Annotated in this window: 18 protein-coding genes and 3 tRNA genes; 11 read left to right on the forward strand and 10 right to left on the reverse strand. The window is 65.2% G+C overall.

Features of this window, described 5'->3' with window-relative positions:
* The first annotated feature begins 1 nt into the window (after position 1).
* From OCK02_RS15660 to OCK02_RS15670, 3 genes are all read left to right on the forward strand, one after another.
* Positions 2-76: transfer RNA gene (locus OCK02_RS15660), tRNA-Glu, on the forward strand.
* Positions 77-258: 182 nt separating this feature from the next.
* Positions 259-333 (forward strand) — tRNA-Glu (locus tag OCK02_RS15665).
* Positions 334-381: 48 nt separating this feature from the next.
* The gene (locus OCK02_RS15670) at positions 382-1,110 is read left to right on the forward strand and encodes an alpha/beta fold hydrolase (RefSeq protein WP_263813873.1); all 729 of its coding nucleotides are present in this window, start codon (positions 382-384) and stop codon (positions 1,108-1,110) included.
* Positions 1,111-1,118: 8 nt separating this feature from the next.
* Here OCK02_RS15670 and OCK02_RS15675 read toward each other — a convergent pair whose 3' ends face one another.
* Entirely contained in the window at positions 1,119-1,604 is a 486-nt protein-coding gene (locus OCK02_RS15675; protein ID WP_263813874.1) for an L-2-amino-thiazoline-4-carboxylic acid hydrolase, read from the reverse strand.
* 363 nt (positions 1,605-1,967) lie between these two features.
* Here OCK02_RS15675 and OCK02_RS15680 point away from each other — a divergent pair, with 363 nt between their 5' ends.
* Entirely contained in the window at positions 1,968-2,807 is an 840-nt protein-coding gene (locus OCK02_RS15680; protein ID WP_263813875.1) for a hypothetical protein, read from the forward strand.
* A 161-nt stretch (positions 2,808-2,968) separates the two neighbouring features.
* A tRNA-Glu gene (locus OCK02_RS15685) sits at positions 2,969-3,043 on the forward strand.
* A 62-nt stretch (positions 3,044-3,105) separates the two neighbouring features.
* Here OCK02_RS15685 and recJ read toward each other — a convergent pair.
* From recJ to OCK02_RS15705, 4 genes are all read right to left on the reverse strand, one after another.
* Positions 3,106-4,905: a single-stranded-DNA-specific exonuclease RecJ gene (gene recJ / locus OCK02_RS15690; RefSeq protein WP_263813876.1), complete on the reverse strand. Its 1,800-nt coding sequence runs from the start codon at positions 4,903-4,905 to the stop codon at positions 3,106-3,108.
* 39 nt (positions 4,906-4,944) lie between these two features.
* The gene (locus OCK02_RS15695) at positions 4,945-6,267 is read right to left on the reverse strand and encodes a homoserine dehydrogenase (protein ID WP_230808318.1); all 1,323 of its coding nucleotides are present in this window, start codon (positions 6,265-6,267) and stop codon (positions 4,945-4,947) included.
* A gap of 60 nt (positions 6,268-6,327) precedes the next feature.
* The gene (locus tag OCK02_RS15700; RefSeq protein ID WP_230808319.1) at positions 6,328-7,545 is read right to left on the reverse strand and encodes an LL-diaminopimelate aminotransferase; all 1,218 of its coding nucleotides are present in this window, start codon (positions 7,543-7,545) and stop codon (positions 6,328-6,330) included.
* 176 nt (positions 7,546-7,721) lie between these two features.
* Entirely contained in the window at positions 7,722-8,066 is a 345-nt protein-coding gene (locus OCK02_RS15705) for an SHOCT domain-containing protein (RefSeq protein ID WP_230808320.1), read from the reverse strand.
* Positions 8,067-8,232: 166 nt separating this feature from the next.
* Between OCK02_RS15705 and phaC the strand changes: the two genes are divergently transcribed.
* The 5 genes from phaC to sthA all read left to right on the forward strand — a co-directional run bounded on the left by phaC (position 8,233) and on the right by sthA (position 14,473).
* Positions 8,233-10,080, forward strand: coding sequence for a class I poly(R)-hydroxyalkanoic acid synthase (gene phaC, locus OCK02_RS15710; RefSeq protein ID WP_263813877.1), 1,848 nt, complete (start codon positions 8,233-8,235; stop codon positions 10,078-10,080).
* A gap of 367 nt (positions 10,081-10,447) precedes the next feature.
* A complete protein-coding gene (gene sfsA, locus OCK02_RS15715; RefSeq protein WP_263813878.1) occupies positions 10,448-11,167 on the forward strand; it encodes a DNA/RNA nuclease SfsA in 720 nt (239 codons plus the stop codon).
* A 29-nt stretch (positions 11,168-11,196) separates the two neighbouring features.
* Complete coding sequence (map, locus tag OCK02_RS15720) at positions 11,197-12,024, forward strand: type I methionyl aminopeptidase (RefSeq protein WP_263813879.1); 828 nt, start codon at positions 11,197-11,199, stop codon at positions 12,022-12,024.
* A gap of 6 nt (positions 12,025-12,030) precedes the next feature.
* Positions 12,031-12,876: a RadC family protein gene (gene radC / locus OCK02_RS15725; RefSeq protein WP_318530137.1), complete on the forward strand. Its 846-nt coding sequence runs from the start codon at positions 12,031-12,033 to the stop codon at positions 12,874-12,876.
* 148 nt (positions 12,877-13,024) lie between these two features.
* Complete coding sequence (sthA, locus tag OCK02_RS15730; protein ID WP_263813880.1) at positions 13,025-14,473, forward strand: Si-specific NAD(P)(+) transhydrogenase; 1,449 nt, start codon at positions 13,025-13,027, stop codon at positions 14,471-14,473.
* Between the two features lie 16 nt (positions 14,474-14,489).
* On the opposite strand, the gene OCK02_RS15735 is transcribed toward sthA, so the two are convergent.
* The 5 genes from OCK02_RS15735 to rpiA all read right to left on the reverse strand — a co-directional run bounded on the left by OCK02_RS15735 (position 14,490) and on the right by rpiA (position 19,342).
* Complete coding sequence (locus OCK02_RS15735; RefSeq protein ID WP_263813881.1) at positions 14,490-14,885, reverse strand: GFA family protein; 396 nt, start codon at positions 14,883-14,885, stop codon at positions 14,490-14,492.
* Between the two features lie 175 nt (positions 14,886-15,060).
* Complete coding sequence (locus tag OCK02_RS15740; RefSeq protein ID WP_230808326.1) at positions 15,061-16,434, reverse strand: class II 3-deoxy-7-phosphoheptulonate synthase; 1,374 nt, start codon at positions 16,432-16,434, stop codon at positions 15,061-15,063.
* A 121-nt stretch (positions 16,435-16,555) separates the two neighbouring features.
* The gene (gor, locus tag OCK02_RS15745; RefSeq protein WP_263813882.1) at positions 16,556-17,944 is read right to left on the reverse strand and encodes a glutathione-disulfide reductase; all 1,389 of its coding nucleotides are present in this window, start codon (positions 17,942-17,944) and stop codon (positions 16,556-16,558) included.
* A 144-nt stretch (positions 17,945-18,088) separates the two neighbouring features.
* A complete protein-coding gene (locus OCK02_RS15750) occupies positions 18,089-18,625 on the reverse strand; it encodes a DUF2059 domain-containing protein (protein ID WP_230808328.1) in 537 nt (178 codons plus the stop codon).
* Positions 18,626-18,643: 18 nt separating this feature from the next.
* Positions 18,644-19,342, reverse strand: coding sequence for a ribose-5-phosphate isomerase RpiA (gene rpiA / locus OCK02_RS15755; RefSeq protein ID WP_263813883.1), 699 nt, complete (start codon positions 19,340-19,342; stop codon positions 18,644-18,646).
* Between the two features lie 208 nt (positions 19,343-19,550).
* Between rpiA and OCK02_RS15760 the strand changes: the two genes are divergently transcribed.
* A complete protein-coding gene (locus OCK02_RS15760; RefSeq protein WP_263813884.1) occupies positions 19,551-20,237 on the forward strand; it encodes an HAD family hydrolase in 687 nt (228 codons plus the stop codon).
* Positions 20,238-20,276: the final 39 nt, after the last annotated feature.

Below are 20,276 nucleotides of genomic sequence, written 5' to 3' on the forward strand. Positions count from 1 at the left end.
CGCGCCCTTCGTCTATCGGTTAGGACGTCAGATTTTCATTCTGAAAAGAGGGGTTCGACTCCCCTAGGGCGTGCCACTTCCCTTCTCCGCGTTCTTCTTTCCTGTACTCCAGCCGGCTAGCGTGCGATCTGTTCCGCATTGTGCGAATGTCCGAGAGGCGCTTCGGCCCCAGTGCGAAAATCCCCGGAAATTTGCGCCGAATCATCATTTTAGGGCTTGCGCGGCACGGGGGTGCTGGCTAGAAGACGGCCACCGCACGCGCCCTTCGTCTATCGGTTAGGACGTCAGATTTTCATTCTGAAAAGAGGGGTTCGACTCCCCTAGGGCGTGCCACTTTTCCTGACAAAACCAGCGACAGTCCATCCCGGCGAGACACGTCAAATGGCAATGCTTTTGATTCCGGGGTTCATGCTCGATGCCGATCTATGGCGCGACGTGGAGCCGGCATTGGCCGAATTCGGCCCCGTACGCCACGCCGATCTCTCGCAGGATGGCGCGGTGGACGATATGGCCCGCCGCGCATTGGCCGAGGCGCCGGAGAAATTTGCCCTCACCGGTTTTTCGATGGGCGGCTACGTCGCACGACAGATCGCGCGGCAAGCGCCTGAGCGGGTGACCGCCCTCATTCTCATCGCCACCTCCGCGCGGGGCGACAGCGATGTACAGGTCCAGCGAAAGGCTGCCATTGCCGCGCAGGACGGCACAGCAGTGTTCAAGGGCCTCAGCACATCGGCCGTTGCGTCGTCCCTGCATCCGGACAATGTCACGCGGATGGACCTCATTGGGCGTGTCCAGGCGATGGGCCAACGGCTCGGGGCCGAGGTGTTCCATCGCCAGTCCCTTCTCGACCGACGGGACGAACGCGACGACCTGCATCAGATCCGGTGTCCGGCACTCGTCATTGCCGGAGAGAAGGACAGGCTCAGGTCGAGAGCCGAAGCCATCGAACTTCACCACGGGCTGGCCGGCTCGTCGCTCGAGATTGTCGAGAACACCGGGCACATGATCCCCCTCGAGGCCCCGGATGCTTTGGCGCAGGTCATGGCCGATTGGCTTCGTCCCCAGCAACTCGCATCGCAGGGCGCGATCGCAGGTAAGGCGCCCAGATAGGGAAAACGTCACCCCGCCTTCCGGTACCGGTAGCGGAAGGTGCAGCACGGCGCGCCGGCCATGATCGTCTGCTTGCGCTCAAGTTCTATGTTCGGATCGTAGCCCTGGCAGAAGGTGCCGTCGCGATTGCACGACATCAGGTGGCCAATCTCCGCCAGCCCCATCTCCCGGTAGGTCTCGGCGTAGCGACATCGGGTGACGTTGAAGTCGTAGGTCTCCTCGGTCGCCTCCAGCACCTCGACCTCGAGCGCGGAATCGGCAGTCCACAGATCATAGAGCTTGATGAAGCTCGCCATCGAGGTCACGCCGCCCGGCTCGCGCGCCGCAAACGCCTTGCCCTCGGCGATCGCGGCCTTGCGCACCGCACTGTCGATGATGGCGTCGGCCGTTTCCCGGCCCAGCACCGCCACCATCTCCGCATGGATCGGCCCGATCACCTGCGCCTGCAGGCGACGCTTCACCAGAACCGGAATGTCCAGCGTATCCTTGGTCATGCAAAAATCCCCCAGTACCTCTGCCGCTCGCCGTCCAAAGAGGCCGGGCGGCAGCTCTGCAATGCATGCATATAATATCATGGCATCGGTCGCGTTAGGCCGGAGAAAATCGAAGGACTACAACGACAGCCATGTTTGCGTGTCCGTTCGCAGTTCTTGGGCTCAGGACGTCGTCGCGGAAGACGACGTCCATGGCCTTGTTCACGACGCCCCAACGAGCACGTCCGGCGCAGGCGGACTGGGCCGCGGGGAGCCTTGCAAAGCAAGGGATGACGTACCGTGGGGCGCGATTGACGCCTACGGCCGTTGTGATATGAGCGCGGGACGCAGACGCCGCGCCGGCAGGGTTGGAGAAGCAACAAAATGCAATTGGATTCGCGCAAGAAGGTCGATGGCGTCGTGAAAAGCCAGCCAACCGTAATCCCGACCTATCAGAGCATTGATGAACTGCTGCAGGCAGGATTCGGTTCGTGCGGCCATTATTTCTTCCAAAACAACGAACAGAAAAGATATATCCTGGTCTTCTTCAACGGCGCGATGAACCGCCAGAACCATTCGGAAACGCCCCGGTTCAACCGTTGGTCATGGGGCAAGAAGTGCCGGTTTCCCGTCGTCTGCGTCAGCGACCCTGCGGTCGCGCCTTCGACCGGCCTGCATATCGACTGGTATCTCGGGCGCAAGGACGAGTGGACGCTGGAGAAAGTCTGGACGCAATTGCACCATATCAGGTCGGTGATCGCGCCCGAGGCAGAGTTCATTGTCGTGGGCTCGTCCGGAGGCGGCTTCGCTGCTCTGCAGTCCACCATGATGGGCCACGCCAAGGAATGTTACTGCATCAATCCGCAGATCGAACTGTGGCGCTTCCAGAACCAGTCCCGTTACTTCGCATCGCTCAGCAAATACAACCGCGACGATTCCGGCCAGATCCCGCCGGAACACCTGCACCGCTTCTCCGTGATCGAGGCAGGCAAGAGCGGCGCCCACCGCGGATCGAAAATTTACTACGCCCAGAACAACGCGGACATGTCCCACGTTCGCGACCATTACTTGCCGTTCTTGATCGAGTTTTCCGCTAAGCCGCACAATCGTACCAGGAAGATCCACCATATCTCCTTCAGGGACGCGACCCTGAAGCACCTGCCGCCGAGCTACGAACAGACGCTCAAGATCTTCGGCCAACCATTTCAGCGACTTATGAAGTAATCCGCCGCACGGCCCAGAGCAATCGCTTGAAAAGACATGGAATCTCTTCGGCTTTCAGCCGATGGCGACCCACTTAGCGACCCAAAATCGCGTTCTACATGGGACTTGAATGTCGACATACGTCGCACTATCTGCTTTTCCAGCATTGCAGCCACCCGCAAGCGCCCATCGTCTAGCGGTCAGGACATCGCCCTCTCACGGCGAAAACACGGGTTCGATTCCCGTTGGGCGTACCACCCCCCGTTCCAACACACGATCCATTCTCCGGGCAGTCCGGCAGAGTTCGCACGACGCCAATTCAGAACGCGTTCGCCGCGTCGCTGACGCGGAACTGCACGCGTCTGGTGCCTTGCCACTGGTCGGCCGAGACGGTGCCGGCGACGTGTAGCGCCTGGCCGCGGCGGCTCATACAGAAGGCGCCGAGCGGTGCGTCGGCGGCGCGGAAGGCCATGCCGTCGATGCGGCTGCGGTCGGGACCTTCCAGCGTCAGTTTCAGGTGGTTGACGCCGACCTGGCGCACGTCGACGAGCCGGTGGGCTGCGAGCGCGAAGACGGGCTGGGGATGACCGGCGCCGTAGGGGCCTGCCTGCTCCAGCTGGTCGGCGAGCGCGATCGTGGCGCCGGAGGCCGAAAGCGCTCCGTCGATCTTCATCGTCCGCGTCGCCGTCAACTCGCGCACGCTCTTGTCCGCCCGCTCCTCGAAGAAGCTCCTGAGCCGCCCGAGATTGGCGCGCTCCACCGTCAGCCCCGCCGCCATGCCGTGGCCGCCGCCCTTGACGAGGATGCCTTCCTCCACGGCGGCGCGCACCATCCGGCCGAGATCGAAGCCGTTGATCGAGCGTCCCGAGCCGGTCCCCTTGCCGGAAGCGTCGAAGGCGATCGCAAAGGCCGGCCGGTGGAAGCGATCCTTCAGCCGCGAGGCCAGGAGGCCGACGACGCCCGGGTGCCAGCCGTCGCGGGCGGTCACGATCACCGAGGCGTTCTCGCCGGTGCCGTATTCCGCCGACGCCTCGGCCTCGGCTTCGGCCAGCATCGCCACCTCGAGGGCCTGGCGCTCGCGGTTCAGCCCGTCCAGTTGCATCGCGATCGCCTCGGCCTGGGTATCATCCTGCAGCGTCAGGAGCCGGCTTCCGAGGGCCGCGTCGCCGATCCGCCCGCCGGCATTGATGCGCGGCCCAACGAGGAAGCCGAGGTGATAGGGCGTCACCGGGCCGCCGATGCCGGCCTGTTTCAAAAGAGCGGCAAGACCCGGGTTGGCGAGATGGCGCGCCGCCACCAGCCCCTTGACCACATAGGCGCGGTTCAGCCCCTTCAGCGGCACCACATCACAAACGGTCGCGAGCGCCACGAGGTCGAGCATGGCGAGAAGATCGAGGCTTCCGGCCCGGGCATCGCGGCCGCGCATCAGCCGCTGCAGCGCCACCAGCACCAGAAAGACAACGCCCGCGGCGCAAAGATGCCCCTGGCCGGAAAGATCGTCCTCCCGGTTCGGGTTGACCAGTGCGGTGCAGGCCGGCAGGTCCTGGCCGACCTGGTGGTGGTCGATGACCACGACGTCGATGCCGCGTTCGCGCGCATGCGCGATCGATTCGAAGCTGGTCGATCCGCAGTCGACGGTGACGATCAGCCTCGCGCCGCGATCGATCAGGGTATTGATCGCCTGCGGGTTCGGGCCGTAGCCCTCGAAAATGCGGTCGGGAATGTAGATCTCGGCATCGACGCCGAAATGGACGAGGAAGCGGTAGAGGATCGCCGAGGCGCAGGCGCCGTCGACGTCGTAGTCGCCGAAGATCGCGACCCGCTCGCGCCGGGCGATCGCTGCCGCGATGCGTTCGGCCGCCGCCTCGCAGTCGGTCATGCGATAGGGATCCGGCATCAGCCTGCGGAGCGTCGGGTCGAGAAACTCCAGCGCCTCGTCGAAGCCGACGCCGCGGCCCGCGAGCACGCGGGCGATCAGGTCGGGGATGCCGTGCGTCTGGGTCATCGCCAGTGCCCGGTTCTCGCCGGCCTGGTCGAGGCGGGCGATCCAGCGCTGCCCGGTGGCCGATTGCTCGACCCCGAGGAAGGCGCGCTGGACGGGATCGACCTCCTGGTTCATCACTCTCCTTGGCGGCGCGGCGCTGCCACCGCGCGTTCGTCAGGCGGTCTTCGGCCGCTCGATGCGGATCACCTGCGCCTCGCCGGCGAGATAACCCTCCCCGGTGATCGCCGCCACCGCGCGGCGGACGCTGTCCTCCATCGTCGCATGGGTGACGAGGATGATCGTCTTCGGTTCGGCCGCCTCGCTGTGATGTTTCGAATGCTGCACGATCGATTCCAGCGAGATGCCGTTCTCGGCCATGTGGCCGGCGATATTGGCGAACACCCCTGCCCGGTCCTCGACCGTCATGCGGATGAAATAGCCGCCGTGGTGCTTGCGGATCTGCGCGCGCTTGTAGGGTGCCAGCGAGGCCGCCGGCCGGCCGAGCACGGGCACCATCTGGGCACCCGGGCGGCTCTTGGCGATGTCGGCGATGTCGCCGAGCACGGCCGACGCCGTCGCATTGCCGCCGGCGCCGGGGCCGACCATCAGGAGTTCGCCGAGAATGTCGCTCTCGATCGCCACCGCATTGGTGACGCCGTCGACCTGGGCGATCTCGGATTCGATCGGCACCATGGTCGGGTGCACCCGCTGCTCGATGCCGGTATCGGTCTTCTGCGCGACGCCGAGGAGCTTAATGCGGTAGCCAAGGTCGGCGGCCGCACGGATATCCTCGATCGAGATGTTGCTGATGCCCTCAAGATAGATGTCGTCGGCCGAGATCCGGTTGCCGAAGGCGAGCGTCGTCAGGATGGAGAGCTTGTGCGCGGTGTCGTTACCGTCGATGTCGAAGGCAGGATCCGCCTCGGCATAGCCGAGCCGCTGCGCCTCCTTCAGGCAGTCGGCAAACGACAGGCCCTCTTTCTCCATCTTGGTCAGGATGTAGTTGCAGGTGCCGTTCATGATGCCGTAGACGCGGGAGACGACATTGCCGGTCAAAGATTCGCGCAGCGCCTTGATGACCGGGATGCCACCGGCCACCGCCGCCTCATAGTTGAGCAGGCAGCCGCGCTCTTCGGCGATCGTCGCAAGCTCGACGCCGTGGGCTGCCAGCAGCGCCTTGTTCGCGGTGACCACATGGACGCCGCGCGAGAGCGCCGCCTTGACGGCAGCAAGGGCCGGATCGCCGGCGCCGCCCATCAGTTCCACGAAGACGTCGATCTGCGGGTTTTCGGCCAGCGCCACCGGATCGTCGAACCAGGCGACACGGGAGAGGTCGACGCCGCGGTCGCGCTTCCTGTCGCGGGCGCTGACGGCGACGATTTCGATCGGGCGCCCGCAGGTCGAGGCCAGGCTTTCGCGGCGTTCGACGAGGATGCGGGCGAGCGAGGCCCCAACGGTACCCAAGCCCGCTATGCCGATCTTGAGGGCATCAGCCATGATGAAAAGTCCTATCGATATGGATTGTGCCCACCGGCGAAGACCGGCGGGCCAAGGAGATCAGCGGTGCGCGTTGAGCGAGATGACGTTGTGCATCGTCTCGTCGGCCGACGACAGGAAGCGCTTGATGTTGCGAGCCGCCTGACGGATCCGGTGCTCGTTCTCGACCAGCGCGATGCGCACGTAGTCGTCGCCCTGCTCGCCGAAGCCGATGCCGGGCGCAACCGCCACGTCGGCCTTCTCGACCAGGAGTTTGGAAAACTCTAGGCTGCCGAGATGGCGGAATTTTTCAGGGATCTTCGCCCAGGCGAACATGGTGGCGGCCGGCGGCGGCACCTCGAAGCCGGCCTTGCCGAAAGTGTCGACCATCACGTCGCGACGGCGCTTGTAGATGCTGCGCACCTCGGCGATGTCGGAACCGTCGCCGTTCAGCGCGTGCGTCGCGGCCACCTGGATCGGCGTGAAGGCGCCGTAGTCGAGATAGGACTTCACCCGCGTCAGTGCCGCGATCAGCCGCTCGTTGCCGACGGCGAAGCCCATGCGCCAGCCGGGCATGGAGAAGGTCTTCGACATCGATGTGAACTCGACGGTGATGTCGATCGCGCCCGGCACCTCCAGCACCGACGGCGGCGGCGCGCCGTCGAAGTAGATCTCGGAATAGGCGAGGTCCGACAGCACGATGATGTCGTGCTTCTTGGCGAACGCGATGACGTCCTTGTAGAAATCAAGGCTTGCCACCTGCGCTGTCGGGTTCGACGGGTAGTTCAGGATCAGCGCCAGCGGCTTGGGGATGGAGTGGCGCACGGCACGCTCGAGCGGGCCGAAGAAGCTCTCGTCCGGTTCCACCGAAATGGAGCGGATGACGCCGCCCGCCATCAGGAAACCGAAGGCGTGGATCGGATAGGTCGGGTTCGGGCACAGCACCACGTCGCCGGGTGCGGTGATTGCCTGGGCCATGTTGGCAAAGCCCTCCTTGGAGCCCAGCGTCGCCACGACCTGGGTATCCGGGTTCAGCTTCACGCCGAAGCGGCGGGCGTAGTAGGCGGCCTGGGCGCGGCGCAGGCCGGGAATGCCCTTGGAGGCGGAGTAGCGATGGGTACGCGGGTCCTGCACGACCTCGCACAGCTTGTCGACGATCGCCTTGGGCGTCGGCAGGTCCGGGTTGCCCATGCCGAGGTCGATGATGTCGGCCCCGCCCGCTCGCGCGCTCGCTTTCAAACGGTTGACCTGCTCGAAAACATATGGCGGCAGACGCCGGACCTTGTGAAACTCTTCCATCTCAGACCCCGTTGGGCACGGTCGTCGTTGCGCCCAGGGATCGGACGCCCCGCCTTCCGTGCAAATCAAGATTTCCGGTTAGGCGGGAATATGTCCGATTTGATGACACTCCGCCCACCGAAACGGTCACTTGGACCATTCAAGGCTTTGCGTCCAATCGTGCGTAAACGCAAGCGCTAATTCTGGATTTCGTTCAGCGTATCGGCCCCGTGATTCTGGGCCAGCGCATCCATCTCGGCCATCTGCCGCCGGTACTCGGCTTCCGATATCGTGCCGGCGCGCCGCTGCGCGCCAAGCCCGCTGACCCGGGCGCTGATCTTCGCCGCTTCCTCGTCGCTCATCTGGGCGGTCGCGGCCTGGACCCTTGCCGTGATGTCGGGATAGGTGGTGGAACGGTCGGCGCCGGGATTGACGGCTTGCGCATTCGTCGTCGTGGTCGATGCCGAGGTGCATCCGGCGGCAACCGCCAAGGTGCCGCAAATCGCGACCGCCGCACCAAGCCTTCTCAAATCATACGCCATGCCCATCCCGCTCCGCGCAGCCAAATACTTCCGGTCCGGCAGCGCGCTGCCGCCCCGTCCGGACGGCGCCCGCCCTCAAGGTGGCGCCGAAGAACTCTATGGCCCTTTTATTCTTTTTCCGGCAGGATGTAAAAACGGAACTAACAAGAAAATCCGGAGGAAACGGGTGAGCCAGGAGAAGGACGGCGACACGCGCGAGGCAGCCGGGTTTGCAGGTTTCGACCCCAAGACGATCGAACCCTACGTCGTCAGGAATCCCGAGGCACTCGCGGTCAATCTGGCCCGAACGGTCGAACAGCTCGGCCGCGCCGCATCGGCCTGGCTGGCCCCGCGCGAGCGGGGCGAGAAGGTCGATACCGTCGCAGACCCCGTCGTCGACATGGTCAAGACCCTGTCCAGGGTCTCCGAATACTGGATCTCCGATCCGCGGCGGACGCTGGAGGCGCAGACCCACCTGTTCGGCAGCTATTTCGGCATCTGGACGCGAACGCTGCAGAAGCTCGGCGGCGAGGCCGAGCCCGTCCCGGACGATGCCCGGCACGCCGCGGACAAGCGATTCGCCGACGAGGACTGGGCACGGAATCCCTTCTTCGACTTCCTGCGCCAGGCCTATTTCGTCACCTCCGACTGGGCGGAGAAGATGGTGTCGGAGGCCGAGGGGCTGGACGAACACACGCGGCACAAGGCCGCCTTTTATGTCCGCCAGATCACCAGCGCCCTGTCGCCGTCGAACTTCGTCACCACCAATCCGCAGCTCTACCGCGAGACGGTCGCCAGCAACGGCGAGAACCTCGTGCGCGGCATGCGGATGCTGGCCGAGGACATCATGGCCGGCAAGGGCGACCTGAAGCTCCGGCAAACCGATACCAGCAAGTTCGCCGTCGGCGAGAACCTGGCGGTGACGCCGGGCAAGGTCATCGCCCAGAGCGACGTCTGCCAGGTGATCCAGTACGATGCCACCACCGAGGAAGTGCTCAAGCGCCCGCTGCTGATCTGCCCGCCATGGATCAACAAGTTCTACGTCCTCGACCTCAACCCGCAGAAATCCTTCATCAAATGGGCGGTGGACCAGGGCCACACGGTGTTCGTCATCTCCTGGGTCAATCCGGATGAGCGGCATGCCCGCAAGGACTGGGAATCCTATGCGCGGGAGGGGATCGATTTCGCGCTCACGACGATCAAGCAGGCCTGCGGCGAGGACGAGGTCAACGCGGTCGGCTATTGCGTTGGTGGCACGCTGCTTGCGGCCACGCTCGCCTTGCATGCGCAGGAGGGTGACAAACGTATCCGCTCGGCGACGCTGTTCACGACGCAGGTCGACTTCACCCATGCCGGCGACCTGAAGATCTTCGCCGACGAGGACCAGATCGCAGCGCTCGAGCAGGGCATGGCGGCGGTCGGCTATCTCGACGGCTCGAAGATGGCGAACGCCTTCAACATGCTGCGTTCGTCGGAGCTGATCTGGCCCTATTTCGTCAACAACTACCTGAAGGGCCAGGAGCCCCTGCCCTTCGACCTGCTCTACTGGAATTCCGATTCGACACGGATGCCGGCGGCCAACCACTCCTATTACCTGCGCAACTGCTACCTGACGAACAGCCTCAGCCGGGGCGAGATGACGCTCGCCGGCAAGAAGCTGTCACTGAAAGACGTGAAGATCCCGATCTACAACCTCGCGACCCGGGAGGACCACATCGCACCCGCCCGCTCCGTCTTCGTCGGCAGCAGCATCTTCGGCGGCAAGGTCACCTTCGTTCTGTCCGGTTCCGGCCATATCGCCGGCGTCGTCAACCCGCCCGACCGCAACAAGTACCAGTTCTGGACTGGCGGACCGCCCAAGGGCGAGTATGACGACTGGGTGAAGACGGCCAGGGAAACCGCCGGCTCCTGGTGGCCGCACTGGCACGCCTGGATCGAGAAGCTGGACGGTCGCAAGGTCCCCGCCCGCAAGACCGGCGGCCCGCTCAACTCGATCGAGGAAGCCCCCGGCTCCTACGTCCGGATGCGGGCGTGAGGTAACTCGGCCTGACAGATTTGGGACAGAATGCGTCGGGCTGGCGCGCACCCATACCTCCCCCTTGAGGGGGGAGGTCGCCGCGAAGCGGCGGGTGGGGGTGACACGCCGCAGAACAGTGACAGACCTTCTCGCTGGGCCCCCTCCGGATCACCCCGCCCCACCCCGGCACTGCGTGCCGACCCTCCCCCTCAAGGGGAGGGTGTTCATCGCGGCAGCCCACCGCGCGAACCTACGTGCCGCTCGCCCGCAGGCCACTTCCCATCGGACAGTCATCTACTTGTTATCCCCTATCCGCTCCCCGCCCGTCTCTGCTAAGCAGCCCCCTCACCCTACCGCCACATTCGATCCACCCTTTCGGTCCCGCATGATCTTCGATCCACCCCTGGTGCCGGCCACGCTGGTCCAACGCTACAAGCGCTTTCTGTTCGACGCAGTCCTCGACGACGGCACGGCGATCACCGGGTCCTGCCCGAACACCGGCTCCATGCGCGGGCTGACGACGCCGGGGTCGCGCATCTGGCTTTCCGAGCACGACGGCCCCTTGCGCAAGTATCGCCACCGGTTTGAGCTGATCGAGGCCGACGGCACCGTAGTCGGGGTCAATACCGGCCTGCCGAACCGGCTCGCGGAGGAGGCGATCCGCGCCGGCCTCGTCAGCGATCTCGCCGGCTATCCCGTGGTCGAGCGGGAGAGGAAGTACGGCCGCAACTCGCGCATAGACCTGCTCTTGTCGGGCGACGGCCGCGCGCCCACCTATGTCGAGGTCAAGAACGTCCATTTCTCCCGCACTCGCGGCCTTGCCGAGTTTCCCGACACGGCGACGGCGCGTGGCGCCAAGCATCTGGAGGAACTCGGGAACGTCGCCGAGGCCGGATGTCGCGCGGTGATGCTCTACGTCGTCCAGCGCGGCGACTGCGAGCGGTTCCAGGTCTGCTCCGACCTCGACCCGGTCTATGCCGCAGCCTTCGAACGGGCGCGGTCGCGCGGCGTCGAGGCCTATGCGGTCGGATGCAGCGTCTCGGCGCTGGAAATTCGCCCCGACGCATTGATCGCCATGGACGAAACAGCCATAGCTGCTTTATGAAATCCTGAGAGACAATCGAAAGTTCGACGATGGTGACCTATATCGAAGCCTTTTCCGCGCCGATGAAGAATACCGGCGTGATCCGGCTCTACGGCAGCGAGGCCTTCGAAGGCATGCGCAAGGCCAGCCAGCTGACGGCGCGCGCGCTCGACGAGATCTATCCGCTGGTCAAGCCCGGCGTGACGACGGACGAGCTCGACCGCTTCGTGTTCGAGTTCGGCATGGACCACGGTGCCCTGCCGGCAACGCTGAACTATCGCGGCTACACGAAATCGTCCTGCATCTCGCTCAACCACGTCGTCTGCCACGGCATCCCCAACGACAAGCCGCTGCGCGAAGGCGATATCGCCAATATCGACATCACCTATATCCTCGACGGATGGCACGGCGATTCCAGCCGCATGTATCCGGTCGGCCAGATCAAGCGTTCGGCCGAACGGCTGCTGGAGGTGACCTACGAGTGCCTGCTGCGCGGCATCGCCGCCGTCAAGCCGGGCGTGCGCACCGGCGCCATCGGCGAAGCGATCCAGAAATATGCCGAGGCGGAGCGCTGCTCGGTCGTGCGCGACTTCTGCGGCCACGGCCTCGGCCGCCTCTTTCACGATGCGCCGAACATCCTCCACTACGGCAGCGCCAACGAGGGGCCGGAACTGAAGGAAGGCATGATCTTCACGATCGAGCCGATGATCAATCTCGGCCGGCCGCATGTGAAGGTGCTTTCCGACGGATGGACTGCGGTGACCCGCGACCGGTCGCTGTCGGCGCAGTACGAACACGCCGTGGGCGTCACCGCCGACGGCTGCGAAATCTTCACGCTTTCGCCTGGCGGCCTCGACCGGCCCGGCCTACCCGGATAGGAACCCATGGGCAAGGACCCCGCACCGAAGGACGAACAGTCCGCTTCCGAGGAAGCGCAATCGGCAACGGGGTATGGCAGCCTGCTTTTCGGCGACGACGAGCGCGGGCATTTCGCCGAACGCTCTGCCCGCCACGGAACGATCGGCGGGACCCGGGCGGCCGCCCCCGCCGACGTCGAGACGGCCCACTATCACGGCCACCGCGAGCGGTTGCGCAGCCGGTTCCGCGAGCACGGGGAAACGGCGCTGGCGGACTACGAGATGCTGGAACTGCTGCTGTTCCGCCTCATACCCCGGCGCGACACCAAGCCGATCGCCAAGGCCCTGCTCGACCGCTTCGGCACGCTCTCCGGCGTCCTCGGCGCGCCGCCGGCGCTGCTGCAGGAGGTCAAGGGCATCGGCGAGGCGGTCGCCCTCGATCTCAAGCTGATTTCGACCGTGTCGCAGCGCATGCTGAAAAGCGAACTGCGCAACAAGCAGGTGCTCGGCTCGTGGACATCGGTGATCAACTACTGCCACGCCGCGATGGCGCACGAGAGCCGCGAGCAGTTCCGGATCCTGTTTCTGGACAAGCGCAACGTCCTGATCGCCGACGAGGTGCAGGGACGCGGCACAGTCGACCATACGCCCGTCTATCCCCGCGAGGTGGTCAAGCGGGCGCTGGAGCTTTCGGCCACCGCCATCATCCTCGTTCACAACCACCCCTCCGGCGACCCGACGCCCTCGCGGGCGGATATCGAGATGACCAAGACCATCGTCGAGACCGCCCGCCCGCTCGGCATCGTCGTGCACGACCACATCATCATCGGCCGCGAAGGCCATACGAGCCTCAAGGGCCTGCGGCTGATCTGACGCCGGACAGCGTGCGTTGAACGCAAGGATTTTTTCCGGCGCCGCAACATTTGCGCGAGGGCTTTGTTAAGCGATCACATTGAGGCTATAGGTACGACGGCAGAAATGCCGCAATGCAAAAGATTCTGTCCAGCTTCCGGAAGCGCCCATGCAAGAATTTGATCTCGTCGTCGTCGGCAGCGGCCCCGCCGGTCGCAGGGGGGCGATCCAGGCCGCCAAGCTCGGCCACAAGGTTCTCGTCATCGAGCAGGGAAAGCGCGTCGGCGGCGTGTCCGTGCACACCGGCACGATCCCGTCCAAGACCCTTCGCGAGACGGCGCTCAACCTGACCGGCTGGCGCGAGCGCGGCTTCTATGGCCGCGCCTACCGCGTCAAGCAGGAGATCAGCGCCGAGGACCTGCGCCGCCGCCTGCTCATCACGCTCGACCACGAAGTCGAGGTGCTGGAGCACCAGTTCGCCCGCAACCGGGTGCAGCTCATCCGCGGCAAGGCGAGCTTTCTCACGCCGGAAACGCTGCAGGTCATCAAGGACGACGGCGAGATCCTGCACGTCTCGGGCAAGAGCATCATGCTCGCGGTCGGCACCAAGCCCTACCGCCCCTCCAGCATCCCCTTCGACGGCAGGACCATCCTCGACAGCGACGAGCTGCTGGAGATCGAGGAACTGCCGCGCTCGCTCGCCGTCATCGGCGCCGGCGTCATCGGCATCGAGTATGCGACGATCTTCAGCGCGCTCGACGCCCAGGTCACCGTGATCGATCCGAAGTCGACGATCCTCGATTTCATCGATCGCGAGATCGTCGAGGACTTCACCTATCAGCTGCGCGACCGCAACATGAAGCTGCTGCTCGGCACCAAGGCCGAGAAGATCGAGAAGCTCGACACCGGCAAGTGCGCGATCACGCTCGACAACGGCCGCACCGTCGTCACCGACATGGTCCTCTACGCCGCCGGGCGCATGGGCGCCACCGATACGCTGAACCTGGCGGCCGCCGGGCTCGAGGCGGACGACCGCGGGCGGTTGAAGGTCAACCTGGAGACGTTCGAGACGACGGTGCCGAACATCTATGCGGCGGGCGACGTCGTCGGCTTCCCGAGCCTGGCCTCCACATCGATGGAACAGGGCCGCATCGCCGCCCGCGTCGCCGTCGGCGCCATCGCCAAGGAGCCGCAGAAATATTTCCCCTACGGCATCTATGCCGTGCCGGAAATCTCCACCTGCGGCCTGACCGAGGAAGAAGTCAAGCAGCGAGGCATCCCCTACGAATGCGGCATCGCCCGTTTCCGCGAAACCTCGCGCGGCCACATCATGGGGCTCGATTCGGGCCTGCTGAAGCTGATCTTCTCGCTGAAGACGCGGCGGCTGCTCGGCGTCCACATCGTCGGTGAAGGGGCGACCGAACTCGTCCACATCGGCCAGGCAGTGCTGAACCTGAAGGGCACCGTCGAATATTTCGTCGAGAATACCTTCAACTATCCGACGCTGGCGGAAGCCTACAAGATCGCCGGGCTCGACGCCTGGAACCGCATGGGCGAGATCCGGCCTCCCGAAACCGTGGAGGCGCCGGCGGCCAAGAGCGGAACGCAGCGGAAATAGGCTGCCCGACCGCGGTTCAGTAGCCTTGCGGAAACTGGCGGGCGCCGTCCTCGATCTCGTAATAGTCGCCCTTGTCGTCGCAGAAGATGTGGAAGCCGATCTTCAGTCCGGTGGGCCGGTCGAACGCGCCGGCCATGATCGAGGTGTGGCCGGAGCCGTCGCCCTTCCAGAACAGCGCCGAGCCGCAGGTCCGGCAGAAGCCGCGGCCGGCCATGTCGCTGGCCCTGTACCAGGTGACGTTGTCGGCCCCGTCAATCTCGAGGTTCTCGTCCTCGACGTTGGTGGCGGCATAGAAATGGCCGGACTGGCGGCGGCACTGGCTGCAGTGGCAGGCGATCACCTCGCGCAGCGGCGCGGTCGTGCGGAAGCGGACGCCGCCGCAAAGGCATTGCCCGGTGTGGATCTCGGCCATGGGCTCCCCTTCCAGCCTTCTTTCCAGGTTCCGTCGTACCGGACATGCACAACCGGACACGCACAAAAAGAACCGGGCCAGCTTCGGCAGCTGGCCCGGTCCTGTCAAATTCAGAAAATTCATCAGTCTTTTCAGTGCCGTTGATGAACGGCACCAAAGCATGAACGAAAGGCGATCAGCCGTTCACCACCATGCGTTTTTCGTCCAGACTGCTCTTCAGCCGCTCGGCCAGGAGGAAGGCCAGCTCCAGTGCCTGGTCCGCGTTGAGGCGCGGATCGCAATGCGTGTGATAGCGGTCGCCCAGGTCGGCGCCGGACAGCGCGCGCGCACCGCCGGTGCATTCGGTGACGTCCTTGCCGGTCATCTCAATGTGGATGCCGCCGGGATGCGTTCCCTCCGAGCGGTGGATCTGGAAGAAGCTCTCGACCTCCGACAGGATCCGTTCGAAGGGGCGGGTCTTGTAGTTGTTGAGCGTGATCGTGTTGCCGTGCATCGGATCGCACGACCAGACCACTTTCTTCCCCTCCCGCTCGACCGCGCGGATGAGGCGCGGCAGGTTCTCGGCGACCTTGTCGTGGCCGAAGCGGCAGATCAGCGTCAGCCGGCCGGCCTCGTTCGCCGGATTGAGGGCATCGATGAGCTCGATCAGGCCGTCGGCCGTCAGCGACGGACCGCACTTCAGCCCGATCGGGTTCTTGATGCCGCGGCAGTATTCCACATGCGCGTGGTCCGCCTGGCGCGTGCGGTCGCCGATCCAGATCATGTGGCCGGAGGTCGCATACCAGTCGCCGGAGGTCGAATCGACGCGCGTCAGCGCCTGCTCGTAGCCGAGCAGCAGCGCCTCGTGGCTGGTGAAGAAATCGGTCTCGCGCAGGCTCGGCTGGTTCTCGGCGGTGATGCCGATCGCCTTCATGAAGTCCATCGTCTCGGAGATCCGGTGGGCCAGCTTGCGGTAGCGCTCGGCCTGCGGGCTGTCCTTGACGAAGCCCAGCATCCACTGGTGCACGTTCTCCAGGTTGGCGTAGCCGCCCATGGCGAAGGCGCGCAGAAGGTTCAGCGTCGCGGCCGACTGCCGGTAGGCCATGATCTGGCGCTCCGGATTGGGGATGCGGGCCTCTTCGGTGAACTCGATGCCGTTGATGATGTCGCCGCGGTAGGACGGCAGCGTCACTTCGCCCTGCTTCTCGACGTTCGACGAACGCGGCTTGGCGAACTGCCCGGCGATGCGGCCGACCTTGACCACCGGCTGCTGCGCGCCGAATGTCAGGACCACCGCCATCTGCAGGAAGGCGCGGAAGAAGTCGCGGATCGTGTCGGCGCCGTGCTCGGCGAAGCTCTCGGCGCAATCGCCGCCCTGCAGCAGGAAGCCCTTGCCGTCCGCCACATTGGCCAGCGCACTCTTCAGGCGCCGGGCCTCGCCGGCGAAGACGAGCGGCGGATAGGAGGCGAGCTGCTCCTCGGTTGCGGCAAGCGCCGCAGCGTCCGGGTAGTCCGGCACCTGCTGGATCGGCATCTGCCGCCAGCTGTTCGGAGTCCAATTCTGTGCCATCTTGTTCACCTGGTTCGGGGCATGCGCGACGCATTGTCCGCACACCCGCTTTCTTTAGGATGCGGGCTTATAAACTGGAAAGCCCCGCTTGCCTAGCGGGGCATGGCGGGGATCGGCCCGTTCAGATCCGCTCGCCGTTCAGGATCCGGTAGCTCGGCTGGTACATGGTCACCAATTCTTCGGCCGCGGTCGGATGCACCGCCATCGTGCGGTCGAAGTCGTCCTTGGTGCAGCCCGCCTTCAGCGCGATGCCGAGCAGCTGCGCCATCTCGCCGGCATCGTGGCCGAGCACGTGCACGCCGAGGACCCTCCGGTCCGCTGCGTTGACGACGATCTTCATGATCGTGCGCTCCTGGCGGCCCGACAGCGTCGCCTTCATCGGCCGGAACTCGGCGCGGTAGACCTCCAGCTCGGCAAAGGCCTTCGCCGCCGCTTCCTCGCTCATGCCGACCGTACCGATCTCCGGCTGCGAGAATACCGCCGTCGGGATCAGGTCGTGATCCGGCGAGGTCGGCCGGCCGCGGAACTCGGTCTCGATGAAGCACATCGCCTCGTGGATGGCCACCGGGGTCAGCTGCACGCGGTCGGTGACGTCGCCGATGGCGAAGATGCCGGGAACGTTCGTGCGCGAATATTCATCCACGACGATCGCGCCCCGCGGATCGGTCCTGACGCCCGCGGCCTCCAGCCCGAGATCCGTGGTGTTGGGCACCCGCCCGAGCGCCAGCATGACCTGGTCGACGACCAGTTCGTCGCCCTTCAGCGTCTGCACCTGCCGCCGGCCGTCGGCGCCTTCGACGATCTCCTGCACAATGTCCTCGCAGAGGATGCGGATGCCCTTGCCGACCATCGCCTTGTGCAGCCCCTGGCGCATGTCGTGGTCGAAGCGCGACAGGATCTCCTTGCCGCGGTAGATCAGCGTCGTCTCGACCCCGAGCCCGTGGAAGACGTTGGCGAATTCGACGGCGATGTAGCCGCCGCCGGCGATCAGGATGGATTTCGGCAGTTCCGGCAGGTCGAAGGCTTCGTTGGAGGTTATGCAGAGCTCGTGCCCCGGCAGGTCCTTGTGCGGCGACGGATGGCCGCCGGTGGCGATGAGGATGCGCTCCGCCGTCACCAGCCGGTCGCTCGCCGAAAGCCTGAGCGTGTTCGGACCGACGAGCACCGCCCGCGTGTCGAGGATCTCGGCGCCGGCAGTGTCCAGCCCCTTGCGGTAGAGCCCCTCCAGCCGCGTGATTTCCTGCTCCTTGGCGGCGACCAGCGCCTTCCAGTCGAAGCGCGTCTCGCCGACGGTCCAGCCGAAACCGGCCGCATCCTCGAAATGCTCGCCGAATTGCGAGGCATAGACATAGAGCTTCTTCGGCACGCAACCGCGGATGACGCAGGTGCCGCCGTAGCGGAATTCCTCGGCGATCGCCACCCTCTTGCCCATGGCGGCGGCCAGCCGCCCGCTTCTGACGCCGCCCGAACCGCCGCCGATCACGAAGAGGTCATAGTCGAAAGCAGGCATCGGGCGCTCCGGATTGCAGTTGGACGGGATGGCGCGGCACAGGCAGCGTTCGCGACACGACCGAGATATAGGTGCTGCCGGGCCCAAAAGAAAAGCCCGGATCGCTCCGGGCTTCATAAAACCGATACGGGAAGGCCTCGGCCCTTATTGGGGCTGCTGCTGCCCCTCGGCCTTCTTCTGCGCGCCGATCTCGGCCTCGAGCTTCTTGTCGCTGTTGACGGCGAGGTCGCGCGAGATGCCGGCAGCCCAGATGTCGGCGGCCTTCATCACTTCGCGGGCGGCGAGCGGGCCGGACTGCAGGAGCTTCTTGCCGGCTTCCGAGCCGTAGAAGGCGGCGATCGCGTTCAGCTCGTCGACGGTGAAGGTCTTGGCGTAGATGTTTGCGACTTCGCGCTCGAGGTCGGCGCGGCGCGGCGCCAGCGCCAGCGCTTCCTCGTCGACGGTCTTGTTGATCAGGTCGCCGAAATTCGGCGACGACTGGATGAGCGTGCCCTTCAGCTGCTCGGCGATCTGCGGCAGGATGGCGTCGAACTGTCCGGTCGCGTTCAGCGCGGTCATCGCCGCACGGGCGGCCGTGACCTGTTCCGGCGTTGCGTCCTGCGCCATCACGGAACCCGCGAAGGCGACCGAAGCGACGAGCGTTGCGGCAAGGGTACGGCCAAAGCCGGCAAAAATGGTCATTTTGGTCATTGCTCCTGTCTAAGTGTCCGCTTTCAGCGTCCGCGCACCTGCCGGCCCGGCAATGATGGCAATCGACGCCATGTTGATGAACAGACCGTGTTCCACGACGCCCGGTATCGCGTTCAAGGCACTTGCAAGCGCCTCTGCATCAGGAATACGGCCAAATGATGCGTCCAGAATATAGTGTCCGCCGTCGGTCGTGAAGATGCCGTCGCCCAGCCGGCGCGGCTCGATGGCGCCGGCAAGCCCGAGCCTTGCGGCCAGCTTCTCGATGGCTATACGGGTGGCGACCAAGCCGAAGGGGTTGACCTCGATCGGCAGCTTGAAGGCGCCCAGCGTCTCGACCACCTTGGTTTCGTCGGCGATCACGATCATGCGGCTGGATGCGCTCGCGACGATCTTCTCGCGCAGCAGCGCACCGCCACCGCCCTTGATCAGGCGCAGTTGCCCGTCCACCTCGTCGGCGCCGTCGATGGTGAGGTCGAGTTCCGGCAGTTCGTCCAGCGACATCAGTGGAACGCCGAGTTCGACGCAGAGCCGCGCCGTTCGCTCGGAGGTCGGAACGCCGACGACCGACATGCCGTTCGCCACCCGCTCGGCCAGCAACCGCACGAATTCCTCCGCAGTCGATCCCGTGCCGATGCCGAGGCGCATGCCGTCCTCGACATGGGAGAGCGCCGCGGCGGCGGCCTTGATCTTCATTTCGCGGGCGTCCATCCGCCTCAGCTCCTCTAGAAATCCCTGCCGTGACCCGGCAGATATCCGGATCGACACTTACACGCCATCACGCGGGAACGAAAGCCATTTCGCCCGTCGAATCGTCCAGTGCCAACAGCTTCCCGGCAGCGGCGCCCGCCTTGGCAATTGCAATCGCAGGCGCCATCCCTTACCCCTTTTTGCCGGCACCCCAACCGAAGGATACGCCGTGACAGCTCCCCTCGTCGTCTTCGATCTGGACGGAACCCTCGTCGATACCGCCCCGGATCTCGTCCTGAGTCTCAACCACACGATCGGAACCGCCGGCCTCGAGCCGGTCAGCTATTCCGATCTCACCTATCTCGTCGGGCACGGCGGACAGGTGATGATCCGGCGCGCCTTCGAGCTTCGTGGCGGCCATCTGTCCGACGACGACCTTCCGGCCATGGTCGATGTCTTCGTCAAGCACTACGCGCATGGCATGCCGGGCGCATCCGTCCCCTACCCCGGTCTCGTCGCCGCGCTGGACCGGCTGCAGCAGGCGGGTTTCCACCTCGCGGTCTGCACCAACAAGATGGAGGGCCTGGCCCGGCGGCTCCTGGACGGGCTCGGCCTGTCGGAGCGCTTTTCCGCCATCACCGGCGGCGACACCTTCGCCGTGCGCAAGCCGGATGCCGGCCACCTGCTCGAGACGGTCCGCCTCGCCGGCGGCAATGCCGCGCGTACGGTGATGGTCGGCGACAGCCTCAACGACGTGCTGGTTGCGCGCAATGCGGGCGTGCCTTCGATCGGCGTTCCCTTCGGCTATTCGGACGTCGCCATCGCCAGCCTCGAGCCCAGCCACGTCATCGACAGCTTCGACGAGCTTCATCCCGAACTCGTCGAGGACCTGATCGCCCGCGTCGCCGCGGCCTGAAAAACGGCGTTTCCATCAAGACAAACGGCCCGCTCCGGA

It is taken from the genome of Rhizobium sp. TRM96647 (assembly GCF_025780115.1).
GTDB lineage: Bacteria > Pseudomonadota > Alphaproteobacteria > Rhizobiales > Rhizobiaceae > Mycoplana.

Excerpts from the sequence above, each read along its gene's own strand:
- OCK02_RS15705 (WP_230808320.1), bottom strand. The coding sequence starts at position 8,066 with ATGGCGTATGATTTGAGAAGGCTTGGTGCGGCGGTCGCGATTTGCGGC.
- OCK02_RS15735 (WP_263813881.1), bottom strand. The coding sequence starts at position 14,885 with ATGGCCGAGATCCACACCGGGCAATGCCTTTGCGGCGGCGTCCGCTTC.
- map (WP_263813879.1), top strand. The coding sequence starts at position 11,197 with ATGGTGACCTATATCGAAGCCTTTTCCGCGCCGATGAAGAATACCGGC.
- OCK02_RS15750 (WP_230808328.1), bottom strand. The coding sequence starts at position 18,625 with ATGACCATTTTTGCCGGCTTTGGCCGTACCCTTGCCGCAACGCTCGTC.
- OCK02_RS15700 (WP_230808319.1), bottom strand. The coding sequence starts at position 7,545 with ATGGAAGAGTTTCACAAGGTCCGGCGTCTGCCGCCATATGTTTTCGAG.
- sthA (WP_263813880.1), top strand. The coding sequence starts at position 13,025 with ATGCAAGAATTTGATCTCGTCGTCGTCGGCAGCGGCCCCGCCGGTCGC.
- radC (WP_318530137.1), top strand. The coding sequence starts at position 12,031 with ATGGGCAAGGACCCCGCACCGAAGGACGAACAGTCCGCTTCCGAGGAA.
- OCK02_RS15670 (WP_263813873.1), top strand. The coding sequence starts at position 382 with ATGGCAATGCTTTTGATTCCGGGGTTCATGCTCGATGCCGATCTATGG.
- rpiA (WP_263813883.1), bottom strand. The coding sequence starts at position 19,342 with ATGGACGCCCGCGAAATGAAGATCAAGGCCGCCGCCGCGGCGCTCTCC.
- OCK02_RS15695 (WP_230808318.1), bottom strand. The coding sequence starts at position 6,267 with ATGGCTGATGCCCTCAAGATCGGCATAGCGGGCTTGGGTACCGTTGGG.
- OCK02_RS15675 (WP_263813874.1), bottom strand. The coding sequence starts at position 1,604 with ATGACCAAGGATACGCTGGACATTCCGGTTCTGGTGAAGCGTCGCCTG.
- sfsA (WP_263813878.1), top strand. The coding sequence starts at position 10,448 with ATGATCTTCGATCCACCCCTGGTGCCGGCCACGCTGGTCCAACGCTAC.
- gor (WP_263813882.1), bottom strand. The coding sequence starts at position 17,944 with ATGCCTGCTTTCGACTATGACCTCTTCGTGATCGGCGGCGGTTCGGGC.
- OCK02_RS15740 (WP_230808326.1), bottom strand. The coding sequence starts at position 16,434 with ATGGCACAGAATTGGACTCCGAACAGCTGGCGGCAGATGCCGATCCAG.
- recJ (WP_263813876.1), bottom strand. The coding sequence starts at position 4,905 with ATGAACCAGGAGGTCGATCCCGTCCAGCGCGCCTTCCTCGGGGTCGAG.
- OCK02_RS15680 (WP_263813875.1), top strand. The coding sequence starts at position 1,968 with ATGCAATTGGATTCGCGCAAGAAGGTCGATGGCGTCGTGAAAAGCCAG.